Below are 20154 nucleotides of genomic sequence, written 5' to 3'. Positions count from 1 at the left end.
GCCGCTGGACCTGTCCGGTCACGCTGCCAAGGTCCTCTCCCGACGGTGGAGGTGGACCAGCGGGACCATCCCGCCGCACCCAAGGTTCGCGGATGAGCGCTGCCAGGACGCGCCGGGCAGGTTCGCCGCGATCGCCTCCACCAGGCCCGCGTGGGCGTCGCTGGTGACCAGCAGCACCCCGGCCAGGCCACGGGCGACCAGGTCGGCGAAGAACGCGTTCCAGGCCTCCTTGGTCTCGCTGGTGGCGACCTTGACGCCCAGGACCTCGCGGTGGCCATCGGCATTGACCCCGGTCGCGACCAGCACCACGGCGTTGACCACCCGCCCGTTCTCGCGGACCTTCATCGTCAGGGCGTCGGCGGCCACGAACGTGAACGGCCCCGCGTCACCGAGCGGGCGGGTGCGGAACGCGCCGACCTGCTCATCCAGGTCGGCCGCCATCCGACTCACCTGCGACTTGCTCAACGACGTGATGCCCAACGACTGGACCAACTTGTCCATCCGCCGGGTGGAGACCCCGAGCAGGTAGCAGGTGGCGACCACGCTGATCAACGCCGACTCGGCGCGCTTGCGGCGCTCCAACAACCACTCTGGGAAGTAGGACCCCTGGCGCAGTTTCGGGATCGCCACGTCGATGGTGCCGGCGCGGGTGTCCAACTCGCGGTGCCGGTAGCCATTGCGCGACGTCACCCGCTCCGGCGACGGCGTGCCGTACTCGGCGCCGCAGACCACGTCAGCCTCGGCCGACAACAACGCGTTGACCACCGTGGACAACAAGTGACGCATCAAATCCGGCGAGGCATCCGACAAGGCTTGGTCCAACAGCCGGGCAGGGTTCAGACTGTGAGGTGCGGTCATCGTGATGATTCCTCTCGAGAGTGCTTTGAACGGTTCACTCGAAGGATCACGCGGTGGCCGCGCTCTCGTCACGACGACTCGCCGGACAAGATCACGCCGACCGCGTTACACCACTATGAGGGACGCAACTCCGATCGATCGGAATGGATTTCAAGCACCCACAACGATCCCGGTACTGGCCGTGCCCGCCCGGCTTGTACACCCGCACCGGCGTGTCACCACGGCGCCACGCCGAACCGACGACTTTGAACTGGCCCTGGGGACCACCCTGTCGCGTCTAGGAGGTATTGGTGTCTTCTTGGATCGCGCTAGCCGTGAGCGCGGCGACCTTGATTGTCGCGATCGTTGGCCTCGCATACGCGGGCCGAGAACTCAAACTGCAAACTCGACAGGAGCCATTGCAGCTCGGCAACCTTTACATCGAGCGATATTGGCAGATTGACGATGACCTACTTATAACCCGTAAGGGGACGCGTAAGCATCGGCAACACCGTCATCGGTATCTGCGGCTGTTTGAAGATGAGTTTGATGCGGCTCGGCTCGGATGGATTGCACCAGACCAATGGGAGGCGTGGAATGCCGTCCTAGATTCGGAAAGCCAGCGGAACCTTGTGACGCGAGATCTGAGGGAGGTTTCCTCTGACGACCATAAGTTCGTCCTTATACGTGCGTGCCTCCGGCAACGAAAGGCGGAAGGACGCGGCCATTTGCCCAGACAGTGCTGGGCAATGAATCCAGATGAGGGCGTTTCCCCCACTTAATATCGGGGCTTCGTGCACCATCAAGATGTGGCGGAGAGCGTGTGCCGATCACAACGCATTCGGGCTAGACAGACCCCATTGACGACCGACCTCACGCGTACGCACGTTTGGACGCACGTGTGACCAAGGTGGCTCCTGTGTGAGGCATGCGTTGAGGAGTCGTATGTCGACCGCCTCCGGTACCTGTGGGCTCGCGACGAGGCTGCGGCAGACCGAGAGTGGCGGGAGTCGGATGTTGCATCCAGAAGACCAGAACCAATCGCAGCGATAGAACTCGCAGCACATCTCGTGAGCTTGAGTGTGAGAAAGTATACCCAGCATCCCGTGAAATCCTCAAACAAATACGGGTCCTCTGCATACTCGGCCACTGTAGGAATTCCCCCAGCTGGTCAAGTGTCCGCCGGAACCACACCGGTCAGGCAACCACGCTGGCTTCTGTGAACCTTTCTGCCGGCATCGGGGTGTCGAGCTTCCAGGTGATCGCTATCGGCCGCTCGCCACGGTGGCTGACATAGTTCGCGGTGCCGAGGAAAAGGTAGGGCGCGCCCGACCCGAACTCCGTGACCTTCTCGGGTCGTGCAAAGAGCAAAACGTGGGTCCCACGCTCTTTGTGGTGGAGGTAACGCTGCCCGGTCTTGGAGGCGATCGTAGTGTTGGACTGTGACTCCCAATGGAACAGCGTCGGGCTAATCGCATAGTCCTGATACATCGTCGTCGGTGAGTAGTCGGACTCGGACTTCTTGAGCGTGACAAAGAAGGCGTCCGAGTGCGCGGCCTCGGAGAAGAGGACCCCTTCGCGGAAGCTGTTCGGCTTGCGCCCGTCAATAGCGACATAATCCAAGGCTGCGACCGCCTCTTCACGTGTGTAGCGCGCATGGACCTTAAGGGGGCGTTCAGACAGCGCTCCGGACAAGGACGTGGTGACGTGCGCCGCCTGGTCGAGGCCAATGCCGATCAACTGCCGCAGCTCATCCCGGACGGTGGGCTCTGCCGCAAGGGCGGTCAAACCCTCCTGGTAGGAGCCGAACCCACCGCCGTCTGGCCACAGCGAGAAGAACAGCATCCGACCGTAGGCTCGGCGTCCCGGTGACGCGGCTGCATACGCGGGTGCAGGGTCCGAGAGCCATGTGGAGTAGGCCGCCGCGCGGGCGGGGTCATCGACATGCACCAGGGCGCGCACTCGCTTGAGCAGGCTTGCTTCATGGGGGCCTCCCTCGGGCGTCGACACGCCAGCCTCACGCCGTAGCCGAGTCCAGGACCGATCAGCTCGCACGATGTCTGATAACTCGACCCCGGACTCGCGGACAAACTCCGCCAGGTCGGTCGTGCGGTGCCGGCGAAGCTCCGCGACGATCTGGTTCCACCGGCTCGACACCTGGCTCTTGATGTTGTCGAGGACAGCGCGCTGGGTCGTCTCGTCCAGGATCACCTGGCACCCAGACGGCAGGGTGGGGAAGCCCTGCTCGACCTGGTGCCGAAGACCACGCCGAGTGGCGCCCGTGAGCGCGCGAAAGCGCTGATCGAAGCGAAACTCCTGGCGCTGATGACCCACGAAGTCGAGTGCTGTGAGGACGGCCTTGCCCTCGGCATGACGTAAACCACGGCCCAGTTGCTGCAGGAAGATCGTGGCGCTCTCCGTGGGGCGCAGGAACAAGACCGTGTCGACCACGGGGAGGTCGAGTCCCTCGTTAAACAAGTCGGCCGCAAACAGCACGTTGACCTCCCGGCGCCGCAGACGACGCAGGGCCTCCGTCCGGTCGTGGCCGGAGGTATTGCCGCTCACGGACAGCGCTGGAATGCCGGCTCGGTTGAATACATCGGCCATGTAGCCAGCGTGGGCAACGGAGACGCAAAACCCGAGCGCGCGCATGGTGGCCGGGTCGGCGATCTTTTCCGCCACCTGCTTGAGCACGATGCGCGCCCGAGCGTCGTTGCCGGTGTAGACGGACGACAGCGCGGCCTCGTCATAGCGGCCACGCTTCCATTGCACTTGCGCGAGGTCGGTCCCGTCGGCGACACCGAAGTAGTGGAACGGCGACAGGAGCTCGTCCTCGAGCGCTTCCCAGAGCCGTAGCTCACAGGCAGAGCGACCTTCGAAGTAGGAATCTCGGACGTCAGTTCCGTCGGCCCGCTCCGGGGTGGCGGTGAGTCCGAGCAGTTCGTTCGGAGTCAGGTGCTGAATGATCCGGCGGTAGGTGGGTGCCTGCGCGTGGTGGAACTCGTCAATCACCACAATCTCGTAGGCATCGCCTGGGACCTGAGTCACGTCATACGACGACAGCGACTGGACCGAGGCGAATACGTGACGCCAACGCTCAGGGCGAGTACCTCCGACATATAGCTCCCCGAAGTTCGCGTCGTTGAGGACCTCACGGTAGGTGCGGAGCGACTGGTCGAGAATCTCCTTGCGGTGGGCGACGAAGAGCAGGGTGGGCATAGGGCGACCATGACGATCGGCCTCGCTCGCGAGCCGACGGTAATCCAGCGCCGCCACGACCGTCTTGCCGGTGCCGGTGGCTGCCACAACGAGGTTGCGGTGCCGGTTTCGCACGACGCGTTCGACCTCGAGTGCCTCCAGCATGCGTCGCTGGTGTGGTCGGGCCTCGATCTGCATCCCAGACAGCGAGACCGTGACCCGGTCACTCTGCTTGCGCCCGGATGCCTCTGCCAAGGCGTCATCGAGACGGTCGCGATCACGATCCGGGTTGTATGGCTCGTAGGACTCATCGTTCCAGTAGGAGTCGAAGGTGGCCTCGAACTTCTGCAGCAGCGAGGGAGTTGCGATGCGCGAGAGACGCACGTTCCATTCCACTCCCTCGAGCAAGGCGGCTCGGGAGAGGTTGGATGAGCCGACGTATGCCGTGTCGTACCCAGTGTCTCGGCGGAAGAGCCATGCCTTGGCGTGCAAGCGGGTCCGCAGGATGTCGTATTGGACCCGGACCTCTGCTCCGAACTCGCGCACGAGGCGGTCGAGCGCCGCACGCTCTGTAGCCCCGACGTAGGTGGTGGTGATGACCCGAAGGGTGGTGCCGCGCTCGCGGAGCCGCCGCAGCTCCGGCTCCAGGATCCGCAGGCCATACCACTTGACGAAGGCGCAGAGCAGGTCAACTTGGTCGGCGGAGTCGATCTCGGCGCGGAGTTCGTGGCCCAGGGCGGGTTCGCCGTGAGCGTTGGTGAGAAGGGCAGCGTCGGAGAGAGGCGTGGATGGCCGGCGGGTGGTGGTAGGTGGAACGCCCGGGGCCGGCGGGACCGCAAGCGTCAGGAGCTGCTGCGGGCCCGGTTCGACAGAGTCGTCGGGCTGCTCGAGGAGATGCAGAACCTGGTTGACGAGGGCGACGCGCTTGGCCGGGTCACGCTCGATGGTGAGGCGGCGGGCGGTGGCTTGGGCGACGTGCCGGGCGAGGACCGCGGGCTGCTCTGCGGGGTCGACGAGTTGTAGCTCGGGCACGAACCGTATGTCGTCGGCCAGGTTTGCCGCCAGTCTCGCCGTGAGTAGAGCCTCGTAGAGCCCCTCATCCACCGTTTGCCTCCCTGCATGCGTCGCCTTGGCGAGCTTGGCACACGTCGCCGACAATGCGGTTACAGGTCGGCAGTCGATGCGAAATCTTGACCCACGACGGGTGCTTGACGTCAATAGACTGTCGTCGTGAGGGCCTTCGTAGGGGTGACCGACCAGGACTGGTATCAGTTCCTCCTGGCGCGACCTCATCTGAGCGAGGTTAACTTCTGGAGGCCGAGCGGACGGGGGTTTCAGGCCATCGGGTCGGGCGAGCCTTTCGTCTTCAAGACGCACAAACCCAACGACCACCTTGTCGGGGGCGGCTTCCTCAGCAACGCCACCACGTTGCGGATCTCGGAGGCGTGGGAGTTCTTCGGGGAGGCCAACGGTGTCCCGTCCTTGGAGGCGATGCGCCTCGCGATCGCCAGGTATCGCAGACAACCGCTGGGCGATGATGAGGACCCTATGGTGGGCTGCGTGCTCTTGCGAGACGTCTTCTTCGTTGACGAGTCCGAGGCGATCAGCCCGCCGCCGGACTTCGCCGCCAACATCGTCATGGGTAAGTCTTACGACCTCGAGTCGGAGTCCGGCTCTTACCTTGAAGCGGCGCTGGAGACCCTGCTACGGGCGTCCACGGAAGCCGCCGTCGTGCCCGGAGCTGTCTTCGGAGACCCGCGGCTGGTGGCCGCCCGACTGGGGCAGCGAGCGTTCAAGGCGCTGGTGCTCACAGCATACGAACGCCGATGTGCGATCACGGGGGCGAAGATCCGCCCGGTGCTTGAGGCAGCACACATCCGCCCGGTGTCGCAGGAAGGCCAGAACCGCGTGGACAACGGACTCCTACTGCGGTCGGACATACATACGTTGTTTGACCGTGGCTACCTTGGCGTCGACCCTGCGCTGCGGCTACACGTTAGTCCGCGGTTGCGTCGAGACTTCGGCAACGGTGACGAGTTCTACTCGCGAGCAGGAGAGTCGCTGGTGTCCCTCCCGAGCCGGCGAGTGGATCGGCCGGACCGCGACGCTCTCGAGTGGCACATGGACACTCTGTTCATGTCCGCGTAGAACCTCCCGAAGGGCATATAAGCCGATCTGGCGATCGAACTGTGGGGTTCGTCCGGGACCCTCGGTCATGCAACAGGGCAGACCAAGGATGGAAGCCTTGGTCGCCCGGTCTGTGTCGGCCCGGTGGTGTCTATATGGTGTCAGGCAACCGCACCGAAGGGGATTGTGATGGCAGCATGGATCGTGCGCGTGGGGCGCGTTGGTGAGCGAGAAGGCTGGGCCTTGGAGAACAACGTCGCAGGGGGCGGGTTCCGGGAGGTCGGTGATCTCAGCTCAGCGACGAGCCGCGACCAGGTGAAAGAGGCTGTCAAGGCGGGCTATCCGAGCGCGTCCGTTGGCCGACAGAACAACTTTGCGGGACAGTTGTGGGCCTTGCGAGGGGCAATCCAACCGGGGGACGTCGTCGTTATGCCCCTCAAGACCACGAAGAAGATCGCACTGGGCTTCTGCACCCGCGGCTACAAGTACCTCTCCCAAGAGGAAGATCCGAGCCGACGTCACACCATCGGCGTGGACTGGAAACGCAGCGATGTCTCCCGTGCCGCAGTGAAAGATGATCTCCTCAACACGCTCAACGGTGCCATGACGATCTTCCAGGCTTCCAAGAACAATGCCGAGGTGCGGCTGACGAAGATGCTCGACACCGGGATTGACCCCGGAGGTCTGTCAGCAAGCGACGCAGCTGTTGCTGGCGCACAGGGCCCCTCGGCCCCGATTGACACAACGGCCGACGACGGAAGCGACGTCGCGGACCCCAATCCTGCGCCGACGCTGGAAGCCATTCGTGATCGTGTCCGCACTCATTTGGTGGAGAACTTCGGACAGCACAAGCTCACTGGCCTCATCGCTGACATTCTGGAGGTGCAGGGCTACGTTTGCGACGTGTCCCCCGAGGGCCCGGACGGCGGAGTGGACATCATGGCAGGAAGCGGCCCGCTCGGCCTCGACTCGCCAACTCTGATTGTGGAATGCAAGTCCGAAGCCAGCCCGATCGGCTCAAGGGTAGTTCGGGGTCTCAATGGGGCGATAGGCACCACGCACGCTGACCAGGGGCTCTTGGTGGCGTGGGGAGGTCTGAACAAGGGAGGCCAGGATGAACTGCGTGCCAACCGCCTCAAGATTCGGCTATGGGACTCGGAAAAAGTCCTTGATCAGCTTTTCGCCGTCTACGAGCTTCTCCCCGCTGATACGCGCGCACGCTTGCCGCTGAAGCGGGCCTGGGTCCTTGACGAAGAGACCGGCTGACGAGTGTTCGGCGCGACGTGTGACCGGTTTCAGTCCCAGGTTGTGGAGCAGCGCGCCACCTCGAAGACTGCCGCGATGGTTGTGTCGTCGAGCGTCGTAGGTCGTCTGAGGAGCCATCGAGCGAGCTCGAACCGTGCGATCACCTCTACGTCATCGGGCGCCTTCTTGATGGTCACCTTCTCCGCACGCACCGGCACGATGACTCCGCGCACCGGCGCGTTGGGTGCTCCGGCTGCGGCGAGCAGTCGAGCGGCGCGGGTGGCCTCGTGCCGACTGTTCCGGATATACGTGTGCCGATGGCCGTTGACGAGGAACGTGTCGCCGCCGACCCAGATCTTCGCTCGGGGATGGTGTTTGGCGTTGATCGTGAAGACCCCACCGGGCCCGATGATGAGGTGGTCGATGTCTGAGCCGCGCTGTCCCACGGGGATCGCGTGCAGCGAGCGCCAGCGCGGGTCCTTCCGGCAGACTTTATCGAGCTTGGCGGCGACCTTCTCTTCTCCGTCGGCACCGATGCGCCAGGCGCGCTCATCACTGCGCACGCCAAGGACGCGAGCGACAGCTGTTCGGAAGGGAGCAGCCTCCTTCAGCCGCTCAGCTTGTGCTCGGGCAGCCGCGCCAGCGGGGTTGTCAGCAAGGTCTCGCCACTCCGGCGGTGCTTCCGACATGCCACTTCTCTCGTTCGGACGGCGGAGGCTCCAGTCTGCCGAGGGGTGGACGGGCGGACCATCGGCCGAACGGGTGATTTTGCCTTGGTGGAGACGAAGTGCCTCTCGTGGCCGTCAGAGAGGGGACATTTCTGTAGTCACCTCGGTGATCACGGCGGGGCGACGGCATACGCGTCTGCTCTGACCACAGCGAGGCGGGATGGCAAGTTAACCGTACCCTGCGGGCTTTCCGAGCGATGACTAAGGTGTAAGCCGCATCGCCCGCTCCCCCTTCTGTCCTCCTGGAGGACCTGTGGTCGCCCCTGTCACCCTCGTCTTGAGCCTCATCAGCGCGGGCGCCGTTGGGGTAGTCGGCGTCGGCGCGGCAGTGGTCGCGGTTCAGCCCGAGGAGCCGGGCAGTGCCGTTGCACCACCCGTGGTGAGCCGGGTGATTGACGGCGACACGGTGGACGTGAAGACAGGCGGAGTCGTGCAGCGGGTTCGCCTGCTCAACGTCGACACCCCAGAGACCAAGGACCCGGACAAGCCGGTGCAGTGCCTGGGCCCACAGGCGACGGAGTTCCTCAAGAGACTCCTGCCCGAAGGCACCCCGGTGAAATTGAAGTATGACGTGGACCGCACCGATCGCTACGGGCGAACCCTCGCTGGTGTCTTCACCCAGAATGGCACTTTCGTCAACGCCGCGATCGCGCGCGCGGGCTTGGGCATCGCCAAATACGTCGCACCCAACCAGCGGTTCCTGACCGACGTGAAGGCAGCCCAGCAGCAAGCGGTCGCCGGACGGCGGGGCCTGTTCTCGCAGAAGGTCGACTGCACAGTCCCTGGACAGGTCCAGCAGGTCCAAAAACAGGTAGCGGCGGCCCCCGGGATCACGAGTCAGGCGACCGTCGCAGAATTGACCGCAGCGCAGCAGGAGTCGTCAAACGCGCTCTTGGCTGCTGTGGCCGTCCGCGAACTCTTCGACAAGCCTCATACCTCACTCGCGTGGCGCGCCGTCGACGGATCGCTCAAAGAGAAGCTTGCGGCCCAGGCCAGATCCCTGGTGAAGGAGGCCCGCGCCAACGATCGACGGATCGCCAAGCAGCTCGATACGAAGAAGGCGAAGGCGGCCGAACGCCGTGCGGCTGCGAGAGCCGCCGCCCAGCGCAAGAAGGAGGCGGCTGCGGCCGCGCGGCAGAAGGAGGAAGCGCAAGCCGAGGCCCGAGCGGCGGCTGAGCGCGAGGCTCAGGCACGTCGTGATGCCGCAGCAAAGCCGCCGGCTCCCGCCCCTAGGTACACACCCGCACCAGAGACCAACCCGGCGCCGCCGCCGAGCACAACGAAAAAGGAGGCTGCGCCGCCCGCGCCTCGCTCTGGTGGGTACGACGGTTACACCGGCTGCCGCGCCTACGGTCCCGATGGCACCTCGATCGATGAGAAGGGCCGGCGCTACACCAAGATTCCGTGCCCGTGACGTCAGCGCGATTGCCGGAGCGTGATGGTCAACCATGTTTCTCGAGCCGGGCAGGCGACGAACGCCCTGCCCGAGCTTCAGGTCGCGAGGCTGCCGAGCTGACCGGCCCGGAACGGAGCGGCTGCCGGTGCGGCATACCAGCACGAGGGCCTATCAGCGAGATCAACTGGTCGATCTGATCGAAGCATTGCGGCGGCGAGGCTGGTGCATCGTCGACCAGGATCATGATGGGACCGGTCCGCGTCGGGGGCAAGCTATTGGTGCGAGCCACGGAGGACTTCACTGAACGTGGCAGGAGACGGGAAGTTCTTTCGCAGGTCGGAGTTGACCGTGCCATGAGCGACGACGACACCGGCGTGCGCCAGCTGCGGCTGGTCGTCCATGCGGAGGACTACGGGGCAGCGTTGCGCTTCTTCCGTGACGTACTGGGCATGCCGCAGGAGGCGGCATTTGCCGGGGGCGGAGGCGCGGAGGTCACGATCCTCGATGCCGGCCGAGCGACCCTTTAGATCGCCAACACCGCGCCCAGCTGGAGATGATTCGACGAGGTCGATGTCGGCCGGCGGGTCGCGCCGCGGTTGAGGCTCGATCTCGAGGTCGGTGACGCGGCGAAGGCCTCCGCGGCGGCGGTCGACGGAGGCGTCACCCAGGTTGCGCCGCCAACCCGGGACCCCGTGGGCCTCGCTCAACGCCCGGTTCGACGCACCCGGTGAACGTGCACCTCACACCGTTTGAAGAGCTCGGTCCCACTGAGGCCCAAGCGAGCTCGTAAGGGTCGTCAAGGGCCCGAGTGCTGCGAGCCTGGTCGTCGGGAAGTGACTGATCACGCCGTCCGTGCGGAGCGCGACCCGCCATTCCTTGTTGAGAATGGCGAGTTCGTGCGGTCTTCGAGCTCCCTCGAGCCTGCCACACCGCAGGCCGACGAACAGGTCGATGCGACGGCACCGCGCTACGGTGACGAGGGGCACGGATAGGAGAGGCCATGGCGAGCGAACACCTGGGACTGAGCCCGGAGGCGGAGCAGGTGCTGGCACAGGTGCCGCCCCGACCGGAGCGGCAGGGGCTGACCGTCGAGGAGAACCGGCAGGCCATGCTGGCCCCGGCGCGGGACCTCGGAGCGGGACCACCGCTGTGGTCCGTGCGGGACGCTGAGGTGACCGGACGCGCGGGCCCCATCCCGGTCAGGGTCTACCTCCCCGCGCCGGAACCAGATTCCGTGCTGGTGTTCGTCCACGGTGGCGGCTGGGCGTTGGGGGACCTGGAGACCCATGACGCGTTGTGCCGCAGCCTCGCGGACCTGGCCGGGTGCGCGGTGGTCGCGGTGGACTACCGGCAGCCGCCGGAGCATCGCTTCCCCGCCGCGGTCCACGACGTCGTCGACACGGTGCGGCTGCTGCTCGACGACGAGGCGGGCCTGGGTCTCGACGGGCTCCCGGTCGCCGTCGGCGGGGACAGCGCCGGGGGCAACCTGTCGGCCGTCGCCGCCCAGCAGCTCCGGGGACACGAACGGCTCGTGCACCAGCTGCTCCTGGTGCCCGTGGTGGACACCCACCCCGAACAGTGGCCGAGCTATGCGGAGTTCGCCACCGGACTGCCGCTCACGCGCGGGGACATGGACTGGTATTTCGAGCAGTACCTTCCGGCGGACGTGGACCTCGACGACCCCGAGCTCGCGCCGCTGCGGTGCGCGGACCTCACCGGCCTGCCACCGGCCACCGTCATCACCGCCGGCTCCGACGTGCTACGCAACGAGGGAGAGGCGTATGCCCTACGGCTGCGCCAGGCCGGTGTGCCGGTGGAGGTGCGCCGGTATGAGGGCATGTTCCACACCTTCCTGCTCTTCGGGGAGCGGCTCAGCGGCGCACGGGAGGCACAGTCCTACGCGGCGGGGCGGCTCCAGGCGGCCTTCGGGCAGCGACGTTGAGGAGGCGAGCGGACCACATACCCGATGGGCGGGCGGGAGCTGGTCCAGCTTGACTCGGTCTGTCGGTGGTCGGCAGCAAGATCGCCGTAGACGGCGATCGAAGGGGTGGGTGATGGAACCACAAGGGGTGGACGAGCAGGCAGAGGAGCTCGTGCGGAGTATGGCGGGCGAGCTCACCGGGCCGCGGGCGGGGGAGTGCCTGGCGTGCTACGTGGACCGGATGCTCGCGGAGTTCGGCTGCGACGGGAAGCTGCGCTTTGCGCTGCGATATCGCGACCTTCGGGCGCCGCGAGCCTCCGCGCTGACGAGACGCCTCGGCCAGATCGGTGGGTTCTGCGACTGCGAGATCTACCTCAACGGCTGGATCTTGCGGACAGAGCTGGCGCTGGTGCAGGGGGACGAGCCGGTCCAGAACCTTCCTCGCCCACCGTGCCAACACGTGCGGGCCGGCTCGACGAAGCCCTGCACCAACTGGGCCCGGCAACCGCGGTATGGCGTGTGGTAGCTGAGGACGACGAACCCGACGAATGAATCTCGTCGGCATTGGCGTCCCGGGCGGCCAGTGTGAACGGGAAACCGTTCCGGCGCCAGCCGGACCCCGGTCGAGGTGCGCTTCGGCGGGACATCTTGATTCCGCGGCGGTCGGGGCGGGGGCGGACCTACGCTGGCACGATGTCGGTGCTGGGCACCAAGCTGCAAGTCCCGCGGCCGCGGAGAGGGCTCGTCGTCCGGGCCCGCCTCACCGACCGGCTCCGCGGCGACGGGACCACTGTGCCGAGGCTCGTGCTGATCGCGGCTCCAGCTGGATTCGGCAAGACCACGCTGTTGACCCAGTGGCTCGGAGCGACGGCCGACGACGCGCACGGTCCCGCCCGCAGAGTCGCGTGGCTGTCCCTCGATGCCCGCGACGCAGACCCACGACGCTTCGTCGCCAACCTCGTGGCTGCCGTCCAGGAGGCCGCCTGGGCGTGGGCCGGCGCGGCCGAGACCACGGGGGACGGCACGGACAGCGGCGAGTCGACCGATGAGGATGTCCGCGCGGGGGTCGGCGCCGAGGCGATGGTGCTCCTGCAGGCCGATCAGAGTGTCTCGACCGAGGACGTCCTGGTGAGCCTGGTCAACGACCTCGACGCGCTCGCCGGAGCCACCGTGCTCGCCCTCGACGACTACCACGCCATCGACACCGCCGGTGTCCACGAAGCCGTCACCTTCCTGCTCGACAACCTCCCGCCCCAGGCCTCCCTGGCGATCACGACGCGCGCGGATCCACCACTGCAGCTGGCCCGCCTGCGGGCACGCGGTGAGCTCTTGGAGCTTCGCGCCGCGGACCTGAGGTTCACCGAGACGGAGGCGGCCGCCTTCCTCAACCAGGTCATGGGGCTCGGACTGGAGCCGGACCAGGTGGCGGCTCTGGAACAGCGGACCGAGGGCTGGGCCGCGGGCCTCCAGTTGGCCGCGCTGTCGGCGCAGGGCCGCCCGGGCACCGCCGCCGGCATCGAAAGCTTCCTGGAGGCGTTCACCGGGACCCACCGGTTCGTCCTCGACTACCTGCTCGAAGAGGTGCTCGATAACCAGCCCGAAGACGTCCGCTCCTTCCTGCTCGACACGTCGGTCCTGGGTGAGCTGACCGGCGCCCTGTGCGATGTCCTGACTGAACGCACCGACGGGCAGCAGACCTTGGAGGCGCTCGACCGAGCCAACCTGTTCGTCGTGCCGCTCGACGACGTCAGGACGTGGTGGCGCTACCACCACCTCTTCGCCGACGCCCTCCGCGCCCGCCTCACCGCTCAGGACGCCAGCCGGGTCCGGACGCTGCACCGGTTGGCAGCCGGCTGGTATGCCGAGCACGGCCGCCTTTCGGACGCCGTGTCCCACGCGGTCGAGGGCGACGACATCGAGCTCGCGGCGGACCTGGTGGAGTTGGCCCTGCCCGGTCTGCGCAAACGGCGGGAGGACCGCATCCTTCGCGACCGGCTCCAGGCTGTCCCCGAGGAGGTGGTCCGTCGGCGCCCGCTGCTCGCGGCCCACGCGGCGTGGGCGCGCATGTCGGACGGCGACCTCGATGCCGCCGAGGCCGGGCTGGCTGCCGCTGAGGACCGGCTCGCGTCAGATCCCTCAGCGTTCACCGTGTGGGAACCCGCCGCGTTGCGGGAGGCAGCGGAGGCACGCAGGGAGGAGTTGGCCGCCCTGCCTGTGATGATCGCGATCTACCGGGCGTCGCTCGCTCAAGCGCGCGGTGACGTGGTGGGCACGGTCGCACACGCCCGGCACGGCCTCGACCTCGCCCGCCCGGGAGACCACTTCTCGCGTGGCGCCGCCGGCGGATTCCTCGGCCTGGCCGCCTGGGCGAGCGGCGACCTCGAGACCGCAGTCGACACGTTCGGCGAGGCGGTCCGCAGCCTGCGTGCGGCGGGCAACCTCGCCGACGAGCTCGGCTCGGCCGTGCCGCTCGGCATCATGTGGCTGACGCGGGGCAGGCCGGACAAGGCACGGCGGCTCTACGAGCAAGCGCTCGCGAAGGCGGAGGCACACCCGGGCCCACCGCTCCCGACGAGCGGTGACCTGCACGTCGGTTTCGCCGACGTGCTGTGCGAACAGGGCGACCTGGTCGGGGCAGAACGCCACCTGCAGACGGCCAAGGAACTGGGGGAGCGGGCGTCGTTGCCGGAGAACCGCCACCGCTGGTACACCACCAAGGCGAATCTCCTTCAGGCACAGGGCGACCTGGACGGCGCCCTCGAGATGCTGGACCTGGCCGAGTCGCTGTATCTGCCCGGCTTCTTCCCCGACGTCCGGCCCATCCCGGCGCAGCGAGCCCGCCTCCTCATCGCGCAGGGACGACTCGCCGAGGCCCTGGACTGGGCCACCGGTCTGGACGGCGACCACGGGATCGGGCTGGCCGACGATGGTGGTGAGCGGTCGTCATACCTCATGGAGTTCAACCGACTCACCCTCGACCGGCTGCTCACCGCGCAGCAGCGGTCCGGGGAGGGCGAGGTATCGGTGGCGAACGGTGAGGCAACCCGCTCCGCCGACCTGGACAGCCTCGACCGGCGTCTTGACGCCCTCGTGGCGGCGGCTGAGGCCGGCGGGCGCGGGGGGAGCGTGGTCGAGGCCCACCTCGTCCGCGCCCTGGCCCACCATGCCTTCGGCGACCACGAAGGAGCGCTCGCACACCTCGAACTCTCCCTGGGTCTCGGCGTGCCGGTCGGCTACCGGCGGTTGTTCCTCGATGAGGGCGCGCCGGTGGAGACGCTCCTGCGGGCCATCACCCAGCGACCGGCGAGTCCGGCCGCGGCGCACGCGACCCAGCTGCTGAAGTCGGCCGAGCCCGACCCGGCCGCGCAGCCGCCGACCGCAGGGCAGCCCAGGGCCGACGAGGGGTTGAGCGAGCGAGAGCTCGAGGTGCTCCGGCTGCTGGCGACCGGCCTGAGCGGACCGGAGATCGCCCAGCAGCTGTTCGTGTCGGTCAACACGCTGCGCACCCACACCCGGCACATCTTCACCAAGCTGGGTGTCAACACCAGGCGGGCAGCCGTGCTGCGTGCCACCGAGCGGCGGCTCGTCTAGCGCGCCCGCCGCGCCCGGAGGGAGCCGATCGAGAGCCGCCCCGCGAATCACCAACTCCGTCACATCAGTTGGTGATGTGGAGTCACCACGTCGGTTCCTATCGTCCAGAACATCGCTGGACGTCCAGGTCCAGCGCTCGGATCCAGGAGCCGACATGACCATCACCGCCTCAGGCCTCACCAAAGCAGCCGGCGCAGCCGCTGCGGTCGCTGGGACCATCTTCATCGCCGTCCAGATCGGTCACCCCGCGAGCGACACGTTCACGACCGAGACCAGCCAGTGGGTCGCGCGCAGCTGCGCAAAGATCGTGATGGCGGCGCTCGCACTCGCCGGCATCACCGGCATGTACCTGCGTCAGCACCGTCAGTCCGGCGTCCTCGGCCTCATCGGGTATGCCATGTTCGCCGCCGGTTACCTGGCGATGCTGTCCGTCGAGGTCATCGCCGCGACGGTGCTGCCGAACCTGGTGGACACGGAGCCCGGTTTCGTCAACGACGTGGTCGCCGCCTCGACGGGCGGGAAGCCGGCCGGCGACGTCGGTGCGCTGCAGACACTGTTCAACCTCGCTGGTGCCGGATACATGGTCGGTGGCCTGATCTTCGGCATCGCCCTGTTTCGCACCGGGATCCTCGCTCGCTGGGCGGCCGCCCTGCTCGCCGTGAGCACCATCGGCACCGCGGCGCTCGCCGTCCTGCCGGAGGGATTCAACCGCCCGTTCGCCGTGCCGGAGGGGCTCGCCCTCATCGGTCTCGGCGTGTCCCTGTGGCGCCACCACCGCCAGGCCGAGACCGTCACCGCGACCGCCGGCGCCGGGGGCGCCACGGTCCGCCGAGCGACCGTCTGATGACTGCCCATCCCGTGCGGGTCCGGCTGGCCGGCGGTGCCGGTTGGCCGGTGCCGGCGGCCCTCATCGCTCTGTCTGCGATTCCGCTCACCGCCGGGGCGCTCCGCCTCGTTCAGCTTGCTGGTGGGCCTGCGGTGATGCCTGCCGACGACCGGTTCACCGGGTTCCCGGCGGCGCTGGTCGTGCACATCGTGGGTGCCGCCGCCTTTGCCCTCGTCGGAGCGTTCCAGTTCGTGCCGGCGATTCGTCGCGGCCACCCGGCCTGGCACCGCGGGGCCGGCCGGGTGACGGCGGTCGCCGGCCTCCTGGTCGCCGGATCCGCGCTGTGGCTCACCTTGTTCTACGCGCCCCAGCCGGGCACCGGCGACGTTCTCTACGTCATTCGCCTCGTGTTCGGATCCGCGCTGGCTGCCAGCCTGGTCCTCGGCTTCGCCGCCATCCGCCGCCGAGACATCTCCGCCCACCGGGCCTGGATGATCCGGTCCTACGCCCTCGCCCTTGGTGCCGGCACCCAGGTCTTCACCGAAGGCATCGGGGGCGCGCTGTTCGGCTCGGGGGAGATCCGCAGCGACCTCGCCAAGGCGGCGGGCTGGCTGATCAACCTCGCCGTCGCCGAGTGGGCCATCCGCCGGCCCGCAGGTGACCGGTCCCAAGGTAGCGCTCAGACTGCTGGCGGCCAGCCGGCATACCGACGGCCTCTTCTGGGCCGGGGAACTCGGCACTCCGTCGCCGCTGTTCGGCAGGGTCGTGAGGAAGCAAGCCTGTGAAGGCCGCTCGGAGGGACCAGGCGGTCTACGACATCCGTGTCGCCGGCCACCTCGACGACCACTGGTCCGACTGGATCTGTCACCTGGCCCTCACTCGTCACGAGGACGGCACCACGAGCCTCACCGGACCGGTCGCAGACCAGGCTCAGCTGCACGGCGTCCTCGCGGCGATCCGCGACATCGGAGCCACCTTGCTCGAGCTCCACGCCGTCGAGCCGCTGGGCCCCGCCACCTCGTCACCACCGGTGGCGTCGTCGCAACCAAAGGTCTGTCACCGCAGCTCCTCGCACCGGGACTCCCAGGTGACGGCGCTGGAGCGCCCGCTGCGCACCGAACGCCTCATGCTCAGGCCAGCGACGGCCGCGGACGCCGACGTCACGTGGACGTTCCGACAGCTGCGCGAGGTCAACGAGTGGCTCACCGGCACTCCGAGCGACCTCGACGCCTATCGCGACCTCTTCACCGACCCGGCCCGCCTGGCGACCACGGTCGTGGTCCAGCTCGGCCACGACGCGTTCGGGCACGTCATCGGTGACCTCATGCTCCGTCGTGAGGACGGCTGGGCCCAGCGCGAGGTGGTCGCGCAGGCAGAGGGCGCGCAGGTCGAGCTCGGGTGGGCGCTCGACCCCGCCCACGTCGGGCACGGGTATGCCACCGAGGCGGTTCGCGCGCTGCTGCACCACTCCTTCGACGATCTCGGCGTCCACCGGGCCGTCGCCAGCTGCTTCCTCGCCAACGACTCGTCGTGGCGACTGATGGAGCGGGTCGGTATGCGCCGGGAGGGCCACGCCGTCCGCGAGTCCCTGCACCGGACCGGGCGATGGCTCGACACCGTCACCTACGCGCTCCTCGCCGACGAGTGGCAGCCGTCGTGAAGCGCATCACCGCCGACGACGCCGTGAGGCGCTCCACCAGTCGCGGCGCCGGGAACCGCACCACGTCGGCCAAGGAACCCACCCGTCATACAACTCACCAGGAGGAACCCATGTCCACGACAATCCAGGCCTCGGCCGCAACCTCGGCACCGCTCTCGATCGCGCGTCTGTATGCGATGCGCGGCGGCTACCTGTTCATGGTGGTCGGGCTCGCACTCGTGAAGTGGCCCCTCTTGCCCAGCGCCCACACGCTGCCGGTCTATGAGGGCGTGACCCTCAGCCTGCTCACCGGCATGTCGCTGCTGGCGTTGCTGGGTCTGCGGTATCCGGTCAAGATGCTGCCCGTGCTGCTCTTCGAGGTCGTGTGGAAGCTGCTGTGGCTCGGCTTGGTTGCGCTCCCCAACGCCGTCGCCGGCGACCTGGACGCCGAGCGCACGAGAATTCTCGTCAACTGTTCGCTGGTCGTCGTCATCGTGGCCGTCACGCCGTGGGACTACGTGTGGCGCAGCCTGGGCGGTGGCGCAGGTGATCGGTGGCGCTAGACCCTGATCGGGACGTCCTGCGGGGTGGCTGCCCTGGTGACCACGGTGCAGGACGTCCCGGCGGCCGAGATGAGTTTTGCCGTGGACGCCGGTCTGCCTCTACGCACGCGATCAACCACTCGAGGAGGGCATCATGACCGCCACCTACACCTTCGACGTCTTCTCCAGCCTCGACGGCTTCGGCTCCGCGAGCGGCGGCGACTGGGGCGGCTACTGGGGCAAGCAGGGCCCGGAGCTGCTTGAGCACCGACTCGAGCTCTACGGCGGGGAGCAGCGGATGGTCTTCGGTGCCACCACGTTCCGCGAGTTCGTGCAGATGCTGTCCACGACCAACACGGAGTCCGAGGTGTTTGACCCGTGGGTGACCCGGATGGTCAACCTTCCTGCCACCGTCGTGTCGAGCACTCTCGAGGAACCTCTGGATTGGCCGGACGCGACAACTGCGCGCGGCGACGCCGTCGACGTGGTCGCCCGGCTCAAGGAGGAGTCCGACGCGCCGTTGCGCTCGCACGGCAGCCTGTCGATGAACCATGCGCTGATGGCCGCCGGCCTGGTCGACCGGGTGCAAGTGACGATCTTCCCGGTGATCACCGGCCAGACCGGGGCGAGCCCGATCTTCGGGGGAGCGGCCGACTTCGACCTCGAGCTGCTCGAGAGCCGGACGCTCGACGGCAACACCCAGGAGCTCGTCTACCGGCCCACCCTGCACGGCTGAGTCCGCGCGGCCCATCTCAACCCGGGCGGCCCGCCGCCCGGGCTCAGTGCGTGATGGCGACGACACCGTCGGTCGTGCCCAGCAGCACCAGGTTGCGGGACAGGCTGGGGGAGACGAAGTGTGGCAGTGTTGCGTCGGTGTCGAGCTGCTCGCGCACCGCGCCGGTCCGGGCGTCGAGGGCGTAGAGGGTGCCGGTGCCCCAGCTCGCCACCCACACCGTGCCGGCTCCGATGGTCGGACTGCCCTTGCCGTCGGCCGGCCCGCGCCAGAGGACGCGGATGTCGTCGCCCGAGGTCTCGACGGCGGCGAGTCCACCGTCCACGCAAGGCAGGTAGACGATGTCGCCGCGATGGGCGGGCGTCCCGAAGCCGCGGCACAGCTGCCTCTCGGCGAGAGCTCCGCCGATGCCGCCAAGGTGGTCGACGTCGAGCAGGTACGCCGTGCCGCGCTTGCCGGCGATGAGCACCCTGCCGTGGCTGGTCAGGGCCGGCGTGAGCGAGCCCAGGTCGAGGTCGCCGGCGTTGTCCTGCGCCCAGGAGCGCGGCGCGAAGAAGCCGAGCCGGCGGAGACCTGGTGAGAGCTCGACGACGGAGTCGCTCCCGTCATACGGCTGCGAATCGCTCGTGGCCGCACCGTTGCCGACCGAGATCAGCAGATTGCCCTTCGAGGTGATCACCGGGCCACCAGTGGCCCAGATCGCACCGTTGTTGGCCGTTGGCACACGGTAGGTGACTGTGGGCCCGCGACCGGAGGTCGCGACGCCGACGACCGAACCGATGTAGGTGCCGCAGTCGCCGAAGAGCCCGCCGAAGCTGACGTAGACGCGGCCGTGTGCCAGGGCGAGCGCGGGGCGCTGTTGGTCGAAGCGCGGGTGTCCGTCCGGCGTGGGGAGATCGCGTCGCACCTCGACCCGGCCGGTCGCGAGGTCGATGCCGACGAGCACGTGGTGGGAGCCAGTGGTCTCCGCGACCGCGAAGATCCGCTTGCTCGCCCGGTCGATGACGGGGGTGCCGGTGATGCCGAGGGGATCGATGTTGCCGCAGGGAAGTTCGGACAGCGGGACTGGCGTGCCGACGTGGGCGCGCCACTTCGTGTCGCCGGTGTGGCGGTCGAGGCTGTAGATCGAGTCGTTCTCGGTGGCGACGAAGACGCTGTCACCCACGGTGAGAGGCTCGCCATACACCGCTCCGTCGAGGTGGGCTCGCCAGGCGACGGCGAGCTTGCCGACTGGTGTGACGTGCGGCGCGACGCCGCTGCGGGCGCCGTCACGGTGGTATGTCGTCCAGTCACCCTTGTGCGTCGTCGGCGACAACGCCGCGGACGAGGATGAGGCCGTGGAGGCGGCGGTCGCCGCGGCAGATGGCGCTG

At 67.8% G+C, this 20154-nt stretch carries 15 protein-coding genes and 1 pseudogene; 12 read left to right on the top strand and 4 right to left on the bottom strand.

What is annotated here, in order from left to right; genetic code table 11:
• Nucleotides 1–96: 96 nt before the first annotated feature.
• A pseudogene (locus FRW57_RS01855) lies at nucleotides 97–858 on the bottom strand (IS256 family transposase); the annotation flags it as partial.
• Between the two features lie 1176 nt (nucleotides 859–2034).
• Nucleotides 2035–5139: a DEAD/DEAH box helicase gene (locus tag FRW57_RS01850; protein WP_152185151.1), complete on the bottom strand. Its 3105-nt coding sequence runs from the start codon at nucleotides 5137–5139 to the stop codon at nucleotides 2035–2037.
• 144 nt (nucleotides 5140–5283) lie between these two features.
• Between FRW57_RS01850 and FRW57_RS01845 the strand changes: the two genes are divergently transcribed.
• The gene (locus FRW57_RS01845; RefSeq protein WP_203230177.1) at nucleotides 5284–6183 is read left to right on the top strand and encodes an HNH endonuclease; all 900 of its coding nucleotides are present in this window, start codon (nucleotides 5284–5286) and stop codon (nucleotides 6181–6183) included.
• A 168-nt stretch (nucleotides 6184–6351) separates the two neighbouring features.
• Nucleotides 6352–7428 (top strand): restriction endonuclease, encoded by a 1077-nt coding sequence (locus tag FRW57_RS01840; RefSeq protein ID WP_152185147.1) that lies wholly within the window; start codon nucleotides 6352–6354, stop codon nucleotides 7426–7428.
• A 29-nt stretch (nucleotides 7429–7457) separates the two neighbouring features.
• On the opposite strand, the gene FRW57_RS01835 is transcribed toward FRW57_RS01840, so the two are convergent.
• A complete protein-coding gene (locus tag FRW57_RS01835; RefSeq protein ID WP_203230176.1) occupies nucleotides 7458–7970 on the bottom strand; it encodes a nuclease-related domain-containing protein in 513 nt (170 codons plus the stop codon).
• Between the two features lie 442 nt (nucleotides 7971–8412).
• On the opposite strand from FRW57_RS01835, the gene FRW57_RS01830 reads away from it, so the two are divergent.
• From FRW57_RS01830 to FRW57_RS01785, 10 genes are all read left to right on the top strand, one after another.
• Entirely contained in the window at nucleotides 8413–9549 is a 1137-nt protein-coding gene (locus FRW57_RS01830) for a thermonuclease family protein (protein WP_152185145.1), read from the top strand.
• A gap of 335 nt (nucleotides 9550–9884) precedes the next feature.
• On the top strand, nucleotides 9885–10058 hold the full coding sequence (locus FRW57_RS23925) for a hypothetical protein (protein WP_203230175.1): 174 nt from the start codon (nucleotides 9885–9887) through the stop codon (nucleotides 10056–10058).
• Between the two features lie 473 nt (nucleotides 10059–10531).
• The gene (locus tag FRW57_RS01820; protein ID WP_152185144.1) at nucleotides 10532–11473 is read left to right on the top strand and encodes an alpha/beta hydrolase; all 942 of its coding nucleotides are present in this window, start codon (nucleotides 10532–10534) and stop codon (nucleotides 11471–11473) included.
• Between the two features lie 112 nt (nucleotides 11474–11585).
• Nucleotides 11586–11978, top strand: a complete 393-nt coding sequence (locus tag FRW57_RS01815) for a DUF2695 domain-containing protein (protein ID WP_152185143.1) — start codon at nucleotides 11586–11588, stop codon at nucleotides 11976–11978.
• A gap of 167 nt (nucleotides 11979–12145) precedes the next feature.
• On the top strand, nucleotides 12146–15043 hold the full coding sequence (locus FRW57_RS24295; RefSeq protein WP_152185142.1) for a winged helix-turn-helix domain-containing protein: 2898 nt from the start codon (nucleotides 12146–12148) through the stop codon (nucleotides 15041–15043).
• A gap of 154 nt (nucleotides 15044–15197) precedes the next feature.
• A complete protein-coding gene (locus FRW57_RS01805) occupies nucleotides 15198–15887 on the top strand; it encodes a hypothetical protein (protein ID WP_152185141.1) in 690 nt (229 codons plus the stop codon).
• Nucleotides 15887–16654, top strand: coding sequence for a DUF2306 domain-containing protein (locus tag FRW57_RS01800; RefSeq protein WP_152185140.1), 768 nt, complete (start codon nucleotides 15887–15889; stop codon nucleotides 16652–16654). The genes FRW57_RS01805 and FRW57_RS01800 overlap by 1 nt, the downstream gene beginning before the upstream one ends.
• Nucleotides 16651–17529, top strand: coding sequence for a GNAT family N-acetyltransferase (locus FRW57_RS24290; protein WP_238999253.1), 879 nt, complete (start codon nucleotides 16651–16653; stop codon nucleotides 17527–17529). Before FRW57_RS01800 ends, FRW57_RS24290 begins: the two co-directional genes overlap by 4 nt.
• 110 nt (nucleotides 17530–17639) lie before the next feature.
• The gene (locus FRW57_RS01790) at nucleotides 17640–18071 is read left to right on the top strand and encodes a hypothetical protein (RefSeq protein ID WP_152185139.1); all 432 of its coding nucleotides are present in this window, start codon (nucleotides 17640–17642) and stop codon (nucleotides 18069–18071) included.
• Nucleotides 18072–18204: 133 nt separating this feature from the next.
• A complete protein-coding gene (locus FRW57_RS01785; protein ID WP_152185138.1) occupies nucleotides 18205–18786 on the top strand; it encodes a dihydrofolate reductase family protein in 582 nt (193 codons plus the stop codon).
• A 43-nt stretch (nucleotides 18787–18829) separates the two neighbouring features.
• Here the strand turns inward: FRW57_RS01785 and FRW57_RS01780 are convergent, their stop codons facing one another.
• Entirely contained in the window at nucleotides 18830–20098 is a 1269-nt protein-coding gene (locus FRW57_RS01780) for an outer membrane protein assembly factor BamB family protein (RefSeq protein ID WP_162529224.1), read from the bottom strand.
• Nucleotides 20099–20154 lie beyond the last annotated feature (56 nt).

It is taken from the genome of Segeticoccus rhizosphaerae (assembly GCF_009192725.1).
GTDB lineage: Bacteria > Actinomycetota > Actinomycetes > Actinomycetales > Dermatophilaceae > Segeticoccus > Segeticoccus rhizosphaerae.
This window is presented reverse-complemented; position numbering and strand designations above follow the sequence as displayed.